This window comes from Streptomyces sp. NPDC050549 (assembly GCF_040655035.1).
Lineage (GTDB): Bacteria > Actinomycetota > Actinomycetes > Streptomycetales > Streptomycetaceae > Streptomyces.
Window position 1 is genome coordinate 41,283 of record NZ_JBFAJD010000051.1, and the last position, 16,001, is coordinate 57,283.

11 protein-coding genes and 1 riboswitch are annotated in these 16,001 nt (G+C 69.6%); of the genes, 3 read left to right on the forward strand and 8 right to left on the reverse strand.

What is annotated here, in order from left to right:
• Window positions 1-31: 31 nt before the first annotated feature.
• The 4 genes from AB0I51_RS42865 to AB0I51_RS42880 all read right to left on the reverse strand — a co-directional run bounded on the left by AB0I51_RS42865 (window position 32) and on the right by AB0I51_RS42880 (window position 5,484).
• On the reverse strand, window positions 32-2,083 hold the full coding sequence (locus AB0I51_RS42865) for a beta-galactosidase (protein WP_362984006.1): 2,052 nt from the start codon (window positions 2,081-2,083) through the stop codon (window positions 32-34).
• 135 nt (window positions 2,084-2,218) lie between these two features.
• On the reverse strand, window positions 2,219-3,559 hold the full coding sequence (locus AB0I51_RS42870) for a sugar ABC transporter substrate-binding protein (protein ID WP_362984008.1): 1,341 nt from the start codon (window positions 3,557-3,559) through the stop codon (window positions 2,219-2,221).
• Between the two features lie 45 nt (window positions 3,560-3,604).
• Entirely contained in the window at window positions 3,605-4,555 is a 951-nt protein-coding gene (locus AB0I51_RS42875; RefSeq protein WP_362984010.1) for a carbohydrate ABC transporter permease, read from the reverse strand.
• A gap of 2 nt (window positions 4,556-4,557) precedes the next feature.
• Window positions 4,558-5,484: a sugar ABC transporter permease gene (locus AB0I51_RS42880; RefSeq protein ID WP_362984012.1), complete on the reverse strand. Its 927-nt coding sequence runs from the start codon at window positions 5,482-5,484 to the stop codon at window positions 4,558-4,560.
• Between the two features lie 270 nt (window positions 5,485-5,754).
• Here AB0I51_RS42880 and AB0I51_RS42885 point away from each other — a divergent pair, with 270 nt between their 5' ends.
• Window positions 5,755-6,777, forward strand: a complete 1,023-nt coding sequence (locus tag AB0I51_RS42885; protein WP_362984028.1) for a LacI family DNA-binding transcriptional regulator — start codon at window positions 5,755-5,757, stop codon at window positions 6,775-6,777.
• 54 nt (window positions 6,778-6,831) lie between these two features.
• Here AB0I51_RS42885 and gndA read toward each other — a convergent pair whose 3' ends face one another.
• Window positions 6,832-8,301 (reverse strand): NADP-dependent phosphogluconate dehydrogenase, encoded by a 1,470-nt coding sequence (gene gndA / locus AB0I51_RS42890; protein WP_362984014.1) that lies wholly within the window; start codon window positions 8,299-8,301, stop codon window positions 6,832-6,834.
• A gap of 177 nt (window positions 8,302-8,478) precedes the next feature.
• On the opposite strand from gndA, the gene AB0I51_RS42895 reads away from it, so the two are divergent.
• The gene (locus AB0I51_RS42895; RefSeq protein ID WP_362984016.1) at window positions 8,479-9,339 is read left to right on the forward strand and encodes an endonuclease/exonuclease/phosphatase family protein; all 861 of its coding nucleotides are present in this window, start codon (window positions 8,479-8,481) and stop codon (window positions 9,337-9,339) included.
• 6 nt (window positions 9,340-9,345) lie between these two features.
• Here the strand turns inward: AB0I51_RS42895 and AB0I51_RS42900 are convergent, their stop codons facing one another.
• Together AB0I51_RS42900 and AB0I51_RS42905 are read right to left on the reverse strand one after the other, a co-directional pair.
• Complete coding sequence (locus AB0I51_RS42900) at window positions 9,346-9,810, reverse strand: hypothetical protein (RefSeq protein WP_362984018.1); 465 nt, start codon at window positions 9,808-9,810, stop codon at window positions 9,346-9,348.
• A 206-nt stretch (window positions 9,811-10,016) separates the two neighbouring features.
• Complete coding sequence (locus AB0I51_RS42905; protein ID WP_362984020.1) at window positions 10,017-11,753, reverse strand: NlpC/P60 family protein; 1,737 nt, start codon at window positions 11,751-11,753, stop codon at window positions 10,017-10,019.
• 8 nt (window positions 11,754-11,761) lie between these two features.
• Window positions 11,762-11,935, reverse strand: a riboswitch (cyclic di-AMP (ydaO/yuaA leader).
• Window positions 11,936-12,269: 334 nt separating this feature from the next.
• Between AB0I51_RS42905 and AB0I51_RS42910 the strand changes: the two genes are divergently transcribed.
• A complete protein-coding gene (locus AB0I51_RS42910) occupies window positions 12,270-14,351 on the forward strand; it encodes a DUF1996 domain-containing protein (RefSeq protein ID WP_362984022.1) in 2,082 nt (693 codons plus the stop codon).
• Between the two features lie 83 nt (window positions 14,352-14,434).
• On the opposite strand, the gene AB0I51_RS42915 is transcribed toward AB0I51_RS42910, so the two are convergent.
• Window positions 14,435-15,880 (reverse strand): glyceraldehyde-3-phosphate dehydrogenase, encoded by a 1,446-nt coding sequence (locus AB0I51_RS42915; RefSeq protein WP_362984024.1) that lies wholly within the window; start codon window positions 15,878-15,880, stop codon window positions 14,435-14,437.
• Between the last annotated feature and the right edge of the window lie 121 nt (window positions 15,881-16,001).

Below are 16,001 nucleotides of genomic sequence, written 5' to 3' on the forward strand. Positions count from 1 at the left end.
TGACCGCTGTTCGCGGTCACGCGCCCCGTCGTCAGTTCGCGGGCCGGCGTACCACCGCGACGTCCCTGGGGGAGAGCACGGGGAAGCCGTCGTCGCCCGCGGTGCCGACCAGGAGTTCCCCGGTCAGGCCCGTCAACGGCACTGTCCCGTCCGTGCGGTTGACCAGGAACAGGTAGCGGCTGTCGGCGTTCCGGCGCACGGTCAGTTCGACGTCTCCCCTTGCCCCGGCCGGGAGTTCGCTGCCGACACCCGCGGGTGCGAGCAGTTGGGGGAGGAGGCCGGTGAGGCCGTCGCGGCCCAGCCGGGTGGAGACGTAGGCGGCCGAACCGCCGCCCACCGTACGGCGGGTGACGGCGGGGCGGCCGGTGTACGCGCCGCTGCGGTAGCGGGCCAGCACCTCCACCACCGGGTCGGTCACCGTGATCCGGTCGGTCCACAGGGAGCCGGTGGCGGCGGTGTCGAGGTCCAGCTCGACCGTGTCGCCGTCGAGCAGCGGGCCGAACTCCTCGATACGGATGCCCAGCAGGTCGCGCAGGGCGCCCGGGTAGCCGCCGAGCCAGATGTGGTCGTTCTCGTCGACGACACCGGAGAAGTACGTGGAGACCAGGTGGCCGCCCTGCTCGACGTACCGGGTGAGTTCCTTGGAGAGGGCCGCCGGGATCATGTGCAGTACGGGTGTGATCACCACGTCGTAGCGGTCCAGAGCGGTCTGCGCGGTGACGACGTCTGCCCGTACGCCGAGGTCGAGGAGGGCGGAGTACCAGTCCAGCGCCTCCTGCCGGTAGTCGAGCCGGTCCGTGGGGTGCGAGTCCTGCTCGCTGGCCCACCAGGACTCCCAGTCGAAGACGATGCCGACCCGGGCCGTCTCGCGGTCCGTGCCCGCGACCGGCGCCAACGTCCGCAGGGTGCGGCCGAGTTCGGCCACCGCGCGGAAGACCTCGCTGTCGGCACCGGCGTGCGGCACCATCGCGGAGTGGTACTTCTCGGCGCCGGCCGCCGACTGGCGCCACTGGAAGTAGCAGACGGCGTCGGCGCCGTGCGCGACGTGCAGCAGCGAGTCGCGGGCCAGGTCGCCGGGGCGCTTGGCCACGTTGACGGGCTGCCAGTTGACGGCGCTGGTGGAGTGCTCCATCAGGAACCACGGCCGGCCGGCGGAGATGCCGCTGACGAGGTTCGCGGAGAAGGACAGCTCGTCGCGGTCCTGCGAACCGGGCGTGACGTAGTGGTCGTTGGAGACGAAGTCGATCTCGGCGGCCCAGTCGGCGTAGTTCATGCCCTTGGTGTTGCCCATCACCATGAAGTTGGTGGTGACCGGCACGCCCGGGGTGATCTCGCGCAACAGGTCGCGCTCCGCGCGCAGATGGTCCTTGAGCGCGTCGGAGGAGAAGCGCTTGAAGTCGAGTTGCTGGGTCGGGTTCGGGAAGGACGCGGCCAGCCGGGGCGGCAGTATCTGCTCCCAGTCGCTGTACCGCTGCGACCAAAATGCCGTGCCCCAGGCCTGGTTGAGGCTCTCGACGGTCGCGTAGCGGACGCGCAGCCAGTCTCGGAAGGCGCGGGCCGCGTCGTCGGAGTAGTCGTAGACGTTGTGGCAGCCCAGCTCGTTCGAGACGTGCCAGGCCACGAGTGCGGGGTGGTCCGCGTACCGCTCGGCCAACTTCCGTACCAGGCGCAGCGCGTGCTCGCGGAAGACCGGCGAGGTGGGGCGCCAGTGCTGGCGGCCGCCCGGCCACAGGGTCTCGCCGGCGGCTGTCACCGGGAGGATCTCCGGGTGCTCGGTGCTGAGCCACGGTGGCGGGGACGCGGTGGCGGTGGCCAGGTCGACGCCGATGCCGCCCGCGTGCAGCAGGTCCATGACCTGGTCGAGCCAGCCGAAGTCCCAGTCGTCCCGGGCCGGTTGGATGCGGGCCCAGGAGAAGATCCCCAGCGAGACGATGTTGACGCCGGCCTCGCGCATCAGCCGGATGTCCTCGTCCCACACCTCGCGAGGCCACTGCTCCGGGTTGTAGTCGGCGCCGTAGGCGAGACGGGGGGTGGCGTCACCGTCCGGTCCGTGCCGCAACTGGGACAGGAGGGTGGAGATCATGGAGGTCCTTCCGGCTACTGCACAGGTGGAACGAGATGCGTGGTGGATTCCGGGCGGGCCGCCGCCGGGCGGATGCTGCTCGGCGGCGGCTCCCGAGGAGGTGCCGGTCGCTTCGGACCGGCTACTTCGAGCGGGTCACTTGTTGACCGTGAAGCCCTGCTCGTTGCCGTACTTGACGGAGGCGTCCTGCCAGCTCTTCAGACCCTGGGCCAACGTGGTGCCGGAGATGTAGGCCTTGCCGACGGTGTCGTTGAAGATCGAGTTGGCGTACTGCTGGAAGGGCAGGTACGACCAGTCGGAAGCGACCTCGGACGCGGACTGCGCGAAGATCTGGTTGGCCTTCTGGCCGCCGAAGTACGGGAACTCCTTGCTCAGGAACGCGGAGGACTGGAGTTCGGCCTTGGTCGCCGGGAAGGCGCCCTGGTCGACACGGGTCTGCACACCGGCGCCGGCGTTGGCGTACTCGACGAACGCGTAGGCGAGTTCCTTGTTCTTGCCCAGCGCGGGCAGGGCGAGGGACGAACCGCCGTTCTCCGCGCTGGCCTTGGCACCCGCGGTCCACTGCGGCATCGGGGCCGCGCGCCAGTCGCCGGAGGCACCGGCCACGCCGCTGACGAAGTTGGCGGGCATCCAGGCACCGGTGGTCAGGGTGGCGATGGTGCCGTCACCGAGGCCCTTGTACCAGTCGTCGGTCCAGCCGTTGATGGGCGAGACGAGCTTCTCGTCGAGGAGCTTCTGCCAGGTCTCCGTGTACTTCTTGGCGCCCGCGTCCTCGAAGTTGACCGTCACCTTGGTGCCGTCGACCTTGTAGGGGCGCGAACCGGCCTGCCACAGCATGCTGGTGGTGAAGCCCGCGTCACCGGCGTCGTTGGCGATGTACGCCTTGGGGTCGGCCTTGTGCAGCTTGCGGGCCGCGTCGACGTACTCGTCCCAGGTGGTCGGGACGGCGATCTTGTACTTGTCGAAGACCTTCTTGTTGTAGAACATCGCCATCGGGCCCGAGTCCATCGGCAGACCGTAGACCTTGGCGCCGTCGCTCACCGCGTTCCACGGACCGGCCGTGTACTTGGAGGCCAGCTTGCTCGCGCCGTACGGCGCCAGGTCGCTGAGACCCTTGGTCAGGGAGTACTGGCTGAGTGCGAAGTACTCGACCTGGGAGACGTCCGGGACGCCCTTGCCGGCCGCGATCGCGTTCGACAGCGCGGTGTAGTACTTGTCACCGGACTTGTCGCTGACCAGGTTGATCTTGACCTTGGGGTACTTCTTCTCGAAGTCGGCCGCGACCTTCTTCAGGGTGGGCTCCCAGGCCCAGACCGTGACCGAGCCGCCCTTCTTGAGGGCCGCCTGAATGTCCGAGGCGGAGACAGCCTTGCTGCTGGAGCTGCTGTCGTCCGAACTGCCGCACGCCGTCGCCCCCAGGGAGAGGACGGAGAGGAGGGCGAGGCCGCGCAGCAGGCGGCCGGTGGTTCTGCGCATGGAGGTGCTTCCACTTCTTCGTGGGTGGGACTTCTTGAGGGTGGGTTATTCCTTGACGCTTCCGGCGGCGAGACCGGACTGCCAGTACTTCTGCAGCAGCAGGAACGCCGCGATCAGCGGCACGATGGTGAGCAGCGAACCGGTGATCACCAGGTTGAAGATCACGTCTCCGCCGATCGTCTGCGCCTGCGAGCTCCAGGCGCTCAGACCGAGGGTCAGCGGGTACCAGTTCGGATCCCTGAGCATGATCAGCGGGAGGAAGTAGTTGTTCCAGGTCGCGACCGTGGTGAACAGCAGCACGGTGACGACACCGGGGGCGAGCAGCGGCAGCGAGACCTGGAAGAAGGTGCGGATCTCACCGGCTCCGTCCATGCGGGCCGCTTCGAGGAGTTCGACGGGGATGGCCTCGGTGGCGAAGACCCACATCAGGTAGAGGCCGAACGGCGAGATCAGCGAGGGGATGATCACCGCCCACGGGGTGTCCGTCAGCCCGATCTTGCTGAACATCAGGAAGGTGGGCACCGCGAGGGCCGTGCCGGGGACGGCTACGGCGCCGATGACCACGGCGAAGATCGCGCGCTTCCCGGGGAAGTTGAACTTCGCCAGCGCGTAGCCGCCGAGGATCGCCAGGAAGGTGGCCCCGCCGGCGCCGAGCACGACGTAGAGCAGGGTGTTCAGCAGCCACCGGCCGAAGATGCCGTCGTGGTACGTGAACGTGTCATGGATGTTCGACCAGAGGGCGAAGCGGTGGGCGAACCACAGGCCGTTGGAGTCGGCGAGCCCCGACTGGGTCTTGGTGGCGCTGATGACCAGCCAGATCAGGGGCACCACGGTGTAGACCAGGATCAGACCGGTGAGCACGGTCAGCAGCACGCTGCGCTTGGGGCGACCGGGCGTGTGCTTCTTGCGGGGGGTGCGCAGCCGGGGCGCGCTCCGGGAGCCGCCGCCGGACGGTGCGGGCGCCGACGCCGAGGCGGTGGTGACGGGGGTGCTCATGGTCAGGCTCCCTTGCGCATGCCGCGAAGCTGCACGACATAGGCGATGACCATGGTGATCAGGCCCATGATGATCGCGACCGCCGCGGAGTAGTTGTGCTGCTGGCCGTTGAAGGACAGCGAGTACGTGTAGAAGTTCGGGGTGTAGTCCGTGGTGATGGCGTTGCGCGCGAGAGGCCGCAGGATGCTCGGCTCGTTGAAGAGCTGGAAGCTGCCGATGATCGAGAAGATCGTCGCGATGACCAGCGCACCGCGGATCGCGGGGAGCTTGATGGCGGTGATGACGCGGAACTGCCCGGCACCGTCGATCTCCGCGGCCTCGTACAGCGAGGTCGGGATGACCCGCAGCGCGGAGTAGAAGATCAGCATGTTGTAGCCGACGAACTCCCAGGTCACGATGTTGCCGATCGACGCCAGCACCAAGTGTGTGGAGAGCGGGTCGGGCAGCGTGACGCCGAAGGCGCTGTTGATGTCGCCCACCAGACCGAACTGGGTGCCGTACATGAAGCCCCACATCAGGGTGGCGACAACGGCGGGCACGGCGTACGGCAGGAAGATCGTGATCCGGAAGAAGTCCCGGCCGAAGAGCCGGCCGCTGTCCAGGGCGAGGGCCACGAACAGGGCGATGCCGAGCATGATCGGCACCTGGACCACCAGGAACAGCGAGACCCGCTCCAGCGAGGACCAGAACTGGTCGTCCTGGAATGCCTGCGTGTAGTTGTCCAGGCCGACGAAGTGGTTTCCGCCGATGAGCTGGTTGCGGTACAGGCTGAGATAGACCGAGTAGACGATCGGAGCCAGGAAGACGAAGGCGAAGACCACCGCGAAGGGGCCGATGAAACCCCACCCTGTCCAGGAACGGCGGTCCCGTTTGCCCGTTGGCCGGACCGGGGGCCGTGTCGTGGCCGCAGGGGGCTGAAGCGTCGTCATGTAGTTCCTCGCTCGTCCATCTCGGAACCGGCGTCACACGCCGTCGCGATGGTTGCGTAAACACCCAGGTCCGAGTGGGTCCCGGCCTGTTATGTTTACGTAAACATCTGATGGCGGCATGTCTACACTGCCCCAATGTCGGTGGTCAAGGGCCGTTTGGTGAAACGTGCCCCAGGCAATCGGATCGATAGGGGAAGGAGACGGGTGGACACAGCGCACGGTGCCTCGGCCGACACCGAGGAGCCCCGTAGACGCGGCGGGAAACGGGTGATGCGGCGCGCCCCGAGCGCGTCCATGGCCGATGTCGCACGCCTGGCCGGAGTCTCCTCGCAGACCGTCTCCCGGGTGTCCAACGGTTACGCGGGTGTGAACGAGGAGACCCGCCGGCAGGTCCTCGCCGCTATGAAGGAACTGGGCTACCGGCCCAACAGTGCCGCCCGCGCGCTCAAGCGGGGTGAGTTCCGCACCATCGGCGTGATCACGTTCAACCTCTCCACCACGGGCAACATGCGCACCCTGGAGGCGATCGCCACCTCCGCCGCGCACGAGGGCTACGCCGTCACGCTGCTCCCGGTCGCCGTCCCCACCCAGGACGAGGTGCGCGGCGCCTTCTCCCGGCTGGGCGAACTCGCCGTCGACGCCGTCATCGCGATCATGGAGGTCCACCTCCTCGACGCGGCGACCATCTCGCTGCCGCCCCACGTCCAGGTGGTCGTGGCCGACTCCGACGCGGGCGACCGCTACAGCGTGGTCGACACCGACCAGAACGGCGGGGCGCGCGCCGCCGTACGCCATCTCCTCGACCTCGGCCATCGCACCGTCTGGCACCTCGCCGGACCCGAGGAGTCCTTCGCCGCCCAGCGCCGCGCCGACGCCTGGCGCGCCGAACTCACCGACGCCGGACGGCCCGTACCCCCCGTCGTCCGCGGCGACTGGTCCGCCGAGTCCGGCTACCGCGTGGGCCTGGAACTCGCCCAACAGGCCGACTGCACGGCCGTGTTCGCGGCCAACGACCAGATGGCCCTGGGCCTGCTGCGGGCCCTGCACGAGCGCGGCCGGCGCATCCCCGAGGACGTCAGCGTGATCGGCTTCGACGACATCCCCGAGGCCGGCTCCTTCCTGCCGCCCCTGACCACCGTCCACCAGGACTTCGCCGAGGTCGGCCGCCTGTGCGTACAGGGCGTTCTGCGCCGGATGCGGGACCGGGGCGACCAGCACGGCACCACCCTGGTGCCGACCGAGCTCGTGGTGCGCGCGAGTACGGCGGCGCCCGCCCTCGCCGTGGACGAGTAGCGGGCGCGAGACTTTCCGGCCCGCCTCAACGGGCGGGCCGGGCACCGGAGTTGGTCAGGCGGTCGTCTCCGGGCGGCCGGGCCGGGACCAGTGGGTGTGGAAGGTGCCGGAGCGGTCGGTACGCCCGTAGGTGTGGGCGCCGAAGAAGTCGCGCTGGCCCTGGAGCAGGGCGGCCGGCAGCCGCTCGGCGCGCAGCGTGTCGTAGTGAGACAGCGCGGCGGAGAACGCCGGGACGGGGATACCGCGCCGGGCTGCGGAGGCGACGACCTCGCGCCAGGGGACCTGCGCGTCGCCGATCTCCCGCGCGAAGGTCTCCTCGCCCAGCAGGCTGACCAGACCGGGGTCGGCCGTGTAGGCGGCGCGGATCCGGTCGAGGAAGGAGGCGCGGATAATGCAGCCGCCGCGCCAGATCCCGGCGACCGCGGCGAGGTCGATCGACCAGCCGTACTCGGTGGCCGCGTCCTGGATCATCTTCCAGCCCTGGTCGTAGGCGATGACCTTGGAGGCGTACAGCGCCTGTTCCACCTGGGCGGTGAAGCGGTCGGCCTCGGTGCGGCTGAGCGGGGGAGTGGTGCCGCCGGGCAGTCCGCGGTAGGCCGCGCGCAGGTCCGCCTGGCTGGAGGAGGCGCGGGCGAAGGTGGCCTGGGCGATCGCGGTGACCGGCGAACCCAGTTCCAGCGCGGTCTGCACGGTCCAGCGCCCGGTGCCCTTCTGGCCCGCCGCGTCCTTGACGATGTCGACGAACGCCCCGCCGGTCTCCGCGTCCGTGTGGGCGAGGACCTCGGCGGTGATCTCGATCAGGTAGGAGCCGAGCCGTCCCTCGTTCCAGCGGCGGAAGATGTCCGCGATCTCGGCGGGAGAGTAACCCCCGACCTGGCGCAGCAGGTCGTAGGCCTCGGCGATCAGCTGCATGTCGGCGTACTCGATGCCGTTGTGCACCATCTTCACGAAGTGCCCGGCGCCGTCCGTGCCGATGTGCGTGGAGCAGGGCTCCCCGTCGACCTTCGCGCTGACGGACTCGAACATCGGGCCGAGCACGGCGTACGACTCCGCCGAGCCGCCGGGCATGATCGACGGCCCGTTGAGCGCGCCCTCCTCGCCGCCGGAGACCCCGGCGCCGACGAAGTGGAGGCCCTGTTCGCGCAGGGCGGCCTCGCGGCGGCGGGTGTCGGCGAAGTGTGCGTTGCCGCCGTCGATGATCATGTCGCCGGGCTCCATCAGCGCGGCGAACTCGTCGATCACGGCGTCGGTGGCCGGTCCGGCCTGCACCATGATCATCAGGCGGCGGGGGCGTTCGAGGGCGGCCACGAACTCCTGTGCCGTCTCGGCCGGGACGAAGGCACCCTCGTCGCCGTACTCCTTCATCAACTCGTGGGTCCGGTGCGGCGACCGGTTGTGGACGGCGACCGTGTAGCCGTTGCGGGCGAAGTTGCGGGCCAGATTGCGGCCCATCACCCCCAGGCCGGTGACGCCGATCTGCGCGGTGGCGTCGGCGGCTGGGCTGTTCGGTGCGGATGCGTTCATGGGGTGCCTGTTCTCCGAGTCGGTGACGTGGCGGGTCGGCGCGGGGCGCCCATGACCGCTGGTACGTGTGTGATTGCGGATTGACTCGAAATTCCGCGTGATTGGGAGCGATCTTGTGGACAGCCGCACGGCGTGTTCCGCCGGATGCGAAGATCGCTTCCCTGGGAGGGAGCGGCCATGGGTGACATACGGGTGACGTGTGCGACGTTCAACGTGCTGCACGGTCAGCTGATCCGGCCGGACGGCCACCCGGCCGCCGCCCGCCCCGGCGAGGCCTCGGCACCCCTCGCCGAAGCCGTCGCGTCCCTGGACGTCGACGTGCTGGCCCTCCAGGAGGTCGACCGCTTCCAGGAACGCTCCGGCCGCGTCGACCAGGCGGCGGTCGCCGCCGCCGCGATGGGTGCCCTCGATTGGCGCTACGCGACCGCGCTGCACAGCCGTTTCGTGCCGGGCCGGGGCTGGGTCAACGATCCGGCCGACCCCGCGCCGCGCGTCCACGGAACCGAGGCACCGGAGCCCGAAGTCCCGTCACAGGGCGTCGCGTTGCTGTCCCGGCTGCCGGTCCGCGAGTGGCGGGCCCTACGGCTCTCTCCGGGCCCGCTGGCCGTGCCGCTGAAGGTTGCCGGGCGGACCGCTCCAGTGCTGGCCCGCGATCAGCCCAGGGCCGCCCTGGCCGCCGTACTGGAAGGACCGCGCGGCCCGTTCACCGCGGTGGCCGTCCATCTCTCGTTCGTACCGGGCTGGAACATCGGCCAGCTGCTCACCGTCCGCCGCTGGATCGCCGATCTGCCCCAACCCCAGCTGTTGCTGGGCGACTTCAACCTGATCGGCGCGCTGCCCCGGGTCGCCCTCAACGCGACCGCGCGGCACAGCTGGCGGGGTCCGCGCCGCTGGGCGACCTACCCCTCGCACCGCCCGCGCGTCCAGCTCGACCACATCCTGGCGACGGGGCTCGACGCGGACGCGGTGGGGACGGCGCGCACTCCGCGGACGGCGATCTCGGACCACCGGCCGCTGGTGGTGGAGCTGTCGTTCTGAGCCGGTTCAGTTCCACAGGGGATAGGTCACGACGTGCGCGAACCTGTCCGGCCTCCCGGCGGTGTACGTGAGGCTGATCCGGCCGTACTGCCGTACCCCCGGATGCCGCTTCCACGTCTGCGCGTTGTCGAGCCGTACGACCACCGGATACGAGTGGAACTTGCCGGCCGCGCAATAGGGTTTGCAGTCGTTCACCCAGTTGACGCCCGTCGCCGTCGCGGAGTTGGCGTCCCAGTTGGTCCAACGCAGCGACGCCAGTCGGCTGTTGCCGTCGCCGCAGGCAAGCATGAAATTGGCGGGGCGCACCTCGGCACGCCAGAGGCAGTCGACCAGCACGGGGACCGCGGGCTGCCGCTGGGCGACCGGTTGCGCGCGCACCGTCGCCGGGGCCGCGGACGAGGTGCCCACGGCAGGTGCGAGCAGGGCAGCGGCACAGACCGTGACGAGTCCGACCATGGTGTGTTTGTACATGTCCGCTCCCGGCCGCCTGTTCGTACTGTCGCTCCGCACCCGCACCGGCGGTGGGCCCGCCCGGCGGGACACGGTCGTCGTCCGTCGTCTCGTTCGACGCTACGACCGTGTCCTGGGTTCCACCACTCGTACAGACCAACGACGCGGCCCGCCGGGAGTAGCGGGGCGTACGCGAGCGGGGCCGGGAATCCCCGGACCCGGGCGGTTCAGGCGGGCCGTACGGCGCCCCGAATGGCAGCCGAACCGGCGTAGAAGATCGACTCCTCGCGTATCGGCGTGCCCGGGCTCGGCGCGTGGATCATCAGGCCGTTGCCGGTGTAGAGGCCGACGTGGTCGATGCTGTCGTAGAAGAAGATCAGATCGCCGGCGCGGATGTCGGTGAGGGGGACGAGGGCGCCGGCGCCCGACTGTTCCTGGGCGGTGCGCGGGAGCATTACGCCCGCCGCCTTCCAGGCGGCCTGGGTGAGGCTGGAGCAGTCGTACGCGTCCGGTCCCGCCGCGCCCCACAGGCAGGGCCTGCCGATCTGTGCGCGGGCGAAGGCGAGCGCGGTGGCGGTTTTGCTTTGGGCGCCGGCGTCCGGTGCGGTGGGGGTGACGGCGGCGGGCGTCGAGCTCATGGCCGGGGCCGGGGGGAGTGTGACTTCCGGGGCCATGGCTGGAGGGGCGGGGGGTGCGAGTGTGGGGGCGACGGACGGGGCCGCAGCGAAGGAGACCTCGGGGGCGGGGGCGGTCGGCTGCCATTCCTGCTGCGGCGGGCGCCAGGAAGGTTCCGGTGCGGGCTGCCAGGCGGGCTGGGCCGAGGGCTGCTGGGGGATCAGAGGTATCTGCCCGGTGGACCAAGCGGGTTGCTCGGTAACTGCGGGCATCTGGCCTGTGGACCACGTCTCTTGCTCGGTCACCGCGGGCATCTGCCCTGTGGACCAGACCTGTTGCTCGGTCACTACGGGGAATTGGCCGGTGGACCACGGCGGTTGCTGGGTCACTGCGGGCATCTGCCCTGTGGACCACGTCTCTTGCTCGGTCACCATGGGCATCTGTCCGGTGGACCAGGTGGTCTCCGGGGCGGACCAGGTCGTCTCCGGGAGCGGCCAGGTGGCGCCCGTCGGCGCGGTCTCGGTGCGCGGTGCGCCGATGGCCGGGAGCAGGTCCAGGCTCGCGGTGAGCGGGTCGAAGGCCGGTACCGGGGCGGTCGCGAACTGCTGTGGTGCCACGACGCGCGCGGGCGGCACCTCGACGGCCGGGGCGGGCGGTACCGGCGGCAGGTCGAGGACGGTCGCCGGAGGCGTCTGCGACATCTGGGCCTGAGCCATCTGCGCGATCTGGGCGATCTGGGACATCTGCGCCTGAGGTGCCTGCGTCTGCGACATCTGCGGCATCACAGGAGACTGCTGCATCTGCTGCATCTGCTGCATCTGCTGCATCTGCTGCATCTGCTGTGCGGCGGGAGGCAGCGCGGCGATGGGTGCCGCGGTCAACTCCGATGCGGAGGCCATGAGTTGCAGGGCAGTGGGCTCTGGTGCGGCGGTGGTCCCCGCGGTCAGTTCGGCCATGGCGCGGCCGGGCTGCGCTTCGACTGCGCCGCCGGTGCTCTGGGGCTCGGGACGTCGTTCGGAGCGCTCGGGGCGGGACTCGGCCGGGCGGGCCGGGGTCCTGCCGGGCGGCAGGATCGCCGGCACGGTCGGGCCCAGTTGAGTGCGCGCGCGGTCGAACAGCTGCCGGGTGACGGCTTCGACAGCGGGATCGGAAGGCCGCGACGCGCCGGGGCGGGGGTTGACACGCTTGCGCGGCCCCCCGGACATCGCACGTGTGGCGTTGTAGTTTCCAGTGGCCGTCTCGGCCCTGTCGTAAAGGGAGTTGATCCGCCGCTGGACTTCGTCGCGGCTGGGTCGGTCGTCCACGGTGGGGCCACTGCCTCCGGTGCGCGTGCGTCGTTCTGCCGGCATGGCAGACGTGCTCCTTCCGCTTTGCGCCTACCGGGTTAGCTGTCGGGTTCGGGCGTCGATCACGGAAGGTTTGCCCTACGGTCCTTGCCCTGAAGGGCAGTTGGACCGATTCACCCCAAGTTCGGTTGGGTCCCCGGCTCCGGCTGCCGCGAGCGGCACGCCGGACTCGGCGCAAGCCGTGCGGCCCGGCGCCGATCGCCGGAGTAGGTCGTACGGCCTGAACGTCAACTTAGCCAACGTGTGTGCCTCGTGTGAAGGTTGAAGCGCGATATGTCCGATACGTATTTGTGACCTTTACCTCGCCCTGGTGTGTCGAGGGGTCAGGAGCCCGCCGGGGCGGGTGATCCATAAGAGGTCGCTATGAATTTCCGGGACGGTTGAACACACCGGGACCGGGCTCCGTATTGGGACGGGGGATTTCCATGCCGGGACGAGCCGGGCCGACCGATACGTGTAGGAGCAACTTCCTTGGCACGCAACACGCGCAGACGCCCCACAGGCGCACGACGCGCGACGATGGCAGCAGTCGCCCTGATGCTGGGCGGCGGAGGACTGGTGGCGGCGAACGTCTACGCGTCGGCGTCCGAAGGCGGTTGGGGCGGTGACTCCGCCCAGCAAGGGTCTCCGGACGCGGCATCGCGAGGCGCGACGATCGACTGCCCGGACATCGGCACCCAGTTGACGACGGTGCCCGACGAGGCGAAGGCCGACGTCGACAAGGAACTCGCGAATCTGGACCAGCAGATAACCGAGGCCTACCAGAAACTCCGGGACTCGACGGAGTCCATACGCCAGGACGCATCCTTCGCCGACAACGAGATCATGAATCCGCTGAAGGAGAAGCGCGCGGCGACCATCGGACGGATCGACGACGCCATCGCACGCGTCGGGGACCGCCCGGAAGGACTCGACGCGCTCGCCGGCTGCACCCTGATCGCGCCCACGAACGAGACCGGCGACCAGGGCGGCAACGGCGACGACCAGAGCGCCAGTGCCAGTGCCAGTGCCAGCGCTTCCGGCCAGGGCGGTCAGGGCCAGCAGCAGACCACCAACGGGCCGGTCGCCTCGGACTACGCGGACATCACCTCCGTACAGCCGAACGTGAACGCTCCGCAGGAGCAGGCGGGTGCCTCGGGCGGCACGTTCGTCACCGCCTGCGGGGTGAACGCGAACGGCCTGTTCAACTCCGACAACGTGATCGTCGCGCCCGGTGTCACCAATGGCGCCCACCACTTCCACGACTACATCGGCAACCAGTCCAACAACGCCTTCGCGAGCGACCAGGATCTGGCGAACGCCGACACGAGCTGCGAGAACCCGGGCGACAAGTCCACCTACTACTGGCCTGTGCTGCGCCTCCAGAACGGCAAGCAGGAGCGCGACGCGGACAAGCCCGGCGGCGGCACCGAGGGCAACTCGGGTGAGATCGTCACGGCCAAGCAGGTCACGCTGACCTTCGAGGGCAACCCGCAGAGCAAGGTCGTCGCGATGCCGCGCCTGCTGCGTATCATCACCGGCGACGCGAAGGCCTTCGTCAACGGCCCGGCCAACGCCAACGCCTCCTGGAGCTGCACCGGGTTCGAGGACCGGCAGCTCAAGGACAAGTACCCGCTGTGCCCGGCGGGCAGCGACGTCGTGCGCACCTTCAAGTTCCAGAGCTGCTGGGACGGCCGCAACATCGACAGCGCCAACCATCGCACCCACGTGGCCTTCGAGGCCGCCGACGGCGCCTGCCCGGACGGTTTCAAGGCCATCCCGCAGCTGGTGCAGCGGATCGTCTACGCCGTCGACGCGCCGAGCCTCCAGGACGGCGGCAGGACGTCCCCGCTGTTCGCGGTGGACTCCTTCCCCGAGCAGCAGCACAAGCCCGTCACCGACCACGGCGACTTCATCAACGTCTTCTCCGAGGGCCTGATGAACGACATGGTCACCTGCATCAACAGCGGTGAGAAGTGCGGCGCCGGCACGGACAACGACCCCGGATCGGGCGGCGGTTCGGGCTCCGGCGGCGGTACCGGCGGGGACAACGGCTCGGGTACGGCCGGTGGCTCGGGTTCGGGCGGCGGCTCCGGTTCGAACGGCGGTTCGGGTCAGCCGCAGGAGTCTCCTACGGCCACTGAATCCGCTACGGCGACGCCCACCGAGACCGCGTCCGACGCGCCCGCCGGAAACGGTGGCAACAACGGGAGCGGCGGAAACAGCGGCGACAACGCGGGCAACGGCGGCAACGGAGGGACCGGCGACCAGCCCACCGCCGAGCCCGAGACCAGCGCCCCGGACACCCAGACCACCGACCCCGGAGACTTGACGACCGCCGTGTCGGTCCCCAAGGTCGACACGAAGACCGAAGGGTCCAAGTCGACCGAGACTCAGGGGAGTTCCGACAACAACGCCGGCGGTCAGGTCGGCAGTCCCGTGGCGACACCCCCCGCCTCGTCCTCGGGCGGCGAGAGCTACGCCGCCGTCGGCCCGAACCAGCCGCAGGCAGAGGGCGGCCTGGCGGAGACCGGAGCGAACCTGTGGCCGGCGGTGGCAGGAGCGCTGCTGCTCGTCGCCGGATTCGTCGTGCTGTACCGGGGTAAGCGCAGCACTCGCTGACACCTCGCTCGGCTGTGACGACAACGGCCCGGCCGCCCTCACCGGGGTGGCCGGGCCGTCGTACGTTCAGCGTGTTCCGGTGGTCAGACGGCGGGTGCCGGGTACGTCGGGTACTCGACCCCGGAGACGTGCTGGACGACCCGGACGACCTGGCAGGAGTAGCCGAACTCGTTGTCGTACCAGAGGTAGAGGATGGCGTTGTCGCCGTCGACCTTGGTGGCGCCCGCGTCGATGATCGAGGCGTGGCGGGATCCCATGAAGTCGCTCGACACCGCGTCGGGGGCGGTGGTGAAGTCGATCTGCCGTTTCAGCGGGGACGTCAGCGAGATGTTGCGGAGGTGGTCCAGGACCTCGGCGCGGGTGGTCCCGCGGCCGAGCCGCAGGCTGAGGATCGCGATCGAGACGTCCGGCACCGGGACGCGGATCGAGCTGCCGGTGATCGGGGCCTTGAGGTCGGGCAGCGCCTTGGCGACGGCGGACGCGGCACCGGTCTCGGTGATCACCATGTTGAGCGGCGCGGAACGGCCGCGGCGATCGGCCTTGTGGTAATTGTCCAGCAGGTTCTGGTCGTTGGTGAACGAGTGGACCGTCTCCACATGCCCGCGCAGCACACCGTACTCGTCGGCCATCGCCTTCAGCGGCGGCACGATCGCGTTGGTGGTGCAGGATGCGCAGGACAGGATCTGCTCGTCCGGCTTGATCGTGTCGTGGTTGACGCCGTGCACGATGTTGGGGACGTCGCCCTTGCCGGGCGCGGTCAGGACGACCTTGTCGATCCCGGGCCGCAGATGCTGCGAAAGGCCTTCCCGGTCACGCCACTTGCCCGTGTTGTCGATGAGGATGGCGTCCTTGATGCCGTACGCCGTGAAGTCGACCTCGGAGGGGTCGCTCGCGTAGATCACCTTGATCTCGTTGCCGTTGGCGACGATCGTGCTGCTCGACTCGTCGACGGTGATCGTGCCCTGGAACTGGCCGTGGATCGAGTCGCGGCGCAGCAGCGAGGCGCGCTTGACGATGTCCTGATCCCCGCCCTGGCGTACGACGATGGCGCGCAGCCGCAGACCGTTGCCCGAGCCGGCCTTCTCGATGAGCAGGCGGGCGACCAGGCGGCCGATGCGGCCGAAGCCGTAGAGCACGACATCGCGGCCCTCGCGGCACGCGATCTTGTTGGCGCCGGTGGCACCGGCGACGGCCTCGGCGGTGAACTCCTCGGCGGTCAGGCCGCGTTCGTCGGTGCGATGGGTGGCGGCGAGCATGCCGATGTCGATCTGGGAGGGGCCCAGGTCGAGCGTGGTGAGCGCCCGCAGGTAGGGCAGGGTCTCGGTGACGGAGAGTTCCTCGCCGTCGATCTGGCGGGCGAACCGGTGGGTCTTGAGGATGCTGACCACCGACTTGTTGACCAGGGAGCGGCTGTGCAGCAGGACGGTGACGTCCCGCTCGCGGTGCAGCTTCCCGATCATCGGGATCATCGACTCCGCGATTTCCTCGCGGTGCTTCCAGTTGGTGAACGAGTCCTCGTTGACAGGCACAGGTTTCTCTTTCGAGCTAGGCGGCGCTCATATGCTAACCCGCTGTTCATCTGCTCGTTCCGAGGGGTCCCTCCTGGGCCGCCGAACGCCGTGAGGGCCCTGCCGACGCGCGTCGGCAGGG

Bases quoted from the DNA above. Each gene is read 5' to 3' on its own strand.
- AB0I51_RS42870 (WP_362984008.1), bottom strand. From the start codon at position 3,559: ATGCGCAGAACCACCGGCCGCCTGCTGCGCGGCCTCGCCCTCCTCTCC.
- AB0I51_RS42900 (WP_362984018.1), bottom strand. From the start codon at position 9,810: ATGTACAAACACACCATGGTCGGACTCGTCACGGTCTGTGCCGCTGCC.
- AB0I51_RS42875 (WP_362984010.1), bottom strand. From the start codon at position 4,555: ATGAGCACCCCCGTCACCACCGCCTCGGCGTCGGCGCCCGCACCGTCC.
- AB0I51_RS42910 (WP_362984022.1), top strand. From the start codon at position 12,270: ATGGCAGCAGTCGCCCTGATGCTGGGCGGCGGAGGACTGGTGGCGGCG.
- AB0I51_RS42895 (WP_362984016.1), top strand. From the start codon at position 8,479: ATGGGTGACATACGGGTGACGTGTGCGACGTTCAACGTGCTGCACGGT.
- AB0I51_RS42880 (WP_362984012.1), bottom strand. From the start codon at position 5,484: ATGACGACGCTTCAGCCCCCTGCGGCCACGACACGGCCCCCGGTCCGG.
- gndA (WP_362984014.1), bottom strand. From the start codon at position 8,301: ATGAACGCATCCGCACCGAACAGCCCAGCCGCCGACGCCACCGCGCAG.
- AB0I51_RS42905 (WP_362984020.1), bottom strand. From the start codon at position 11,753: ATGCCGGCAGAACGACGCACGCGCACCGGAGGCAGTGGCCCCACCGTG.
- AB0I51_RS42865 (WP_362984006.1), bottom strand. From the start codon at position 2,083: ATGATCTCCACCCTCCTGTCCCAGTTGCGGCACGGACCGGACGGTGAC.
- AB0I51_RS42885 (WP_362984028.1), top strand. From the start codon at position 5,755: ATGCGGCGCGCCCCGAGCGCGTCCATGGCCGATGTCGCACGCCTGGCC.